At 46.7% G+C, this 1,080-nt stretch carries 1 protein-coding gene; it reads left to right on the plus strand.

From position 1 onward, the window contains the following. Window positions 1-1,080 (plus strand): hypothetical protein (locus KSW37_RS15610; protein ID WP_217315373.1); only part of this gene is annotated, 1,080 nt, incomplete at both ends.

Here is a 1,080-nt window from a genome sequence, read left to right on the forward strand (position 1 = left end):
ACACATAAACAATTCCTCCAGCACCGCTTCTGGCATCTTGGCATACAACAGCAGCTTGAAGCTTACCATCAATAAAACTGAGCAGACAGATGATGCCGTAAAGGCTATCGGACTAGGCTCATTGAACTATCCTGATGGTAAGAATGAAGCTGACGTGATCAAGGCTTTCACCGCAGAGCAGCTGAAGAGCGGCGAGGTGGCTTACCTGCTCAACGGAAGTACATCAGAAGGCAAGCTGGCTTGGTATCAGAAACTCTTGGTTACTGATGCAGATGCTTATCCTGTGCTTGTTGCTGCAGAAGGCAATACAGTATATAATGGATCATTCCGTTACTGCGATGGAACGACTTCCTCATATAGCAACAGTTCTTCTGATAGTGAATTGATTCACGTTGCATCTGCCACTATAACCAGTCCTGTGTTCGACTCAGCCAATCACATCTATCACATGGGCTGCAGCAACGAGAGCTGCCCTGAGCATAAGTATGCAGCAGATGCAGATGGAACACTGAAGGCTACAAAGTCAACAGATGGCAAGTTCTATGTCGAGAAACTGGCCCTTACCGATGCTTCAGCCATCAACACCCAGGCTAAGTTCACGGTAAAGGACCTGCAGTATAGCCGTCAGCTCAAAGAGGGACAGACGGGTTATGTAACACTCTGCCTTCCTTTTGATATCAATGTAGCTGATGTTACTGGTGCAGAGAAGTGCTATCCTGTAGGAAATATGATGATTCACATGCCTTCAGCTGATGCAAGTGTATTGAAATTCGTTCTTATGCTCGATGAGCAGTCTGTCATCGAGGCTGGCACACCAATGGTTGTTAAACTTGCTGCAGAGAACGCAGCTCAGAAATTGGTTGCAACGGCACAGAATGTAGAGTATAACGCCAACTTCTTTGCAGCTCCAGCAATCAAGTCGCTGACTCTGAGAGACTGGGATGGCAAGTCGGGCATGATGCCTATCTGTCATGACTTGGCAAGTGCCATAATAGGCGGTGTCTATACAGCTACAACTCTGGGAACAGGAAGCTACAGTTTGCGTGAAGATGGTACATTCGGTATTTACGAAAACGTTTT

This window comes from Segatella copri, assembly GCF_019127135.1.
Classification (GTDB): domain Bacteria; phylum Bacteroidota; class Bacteroidia; order Bacteroidales; family Bacteroidaceae; genus Prevotella.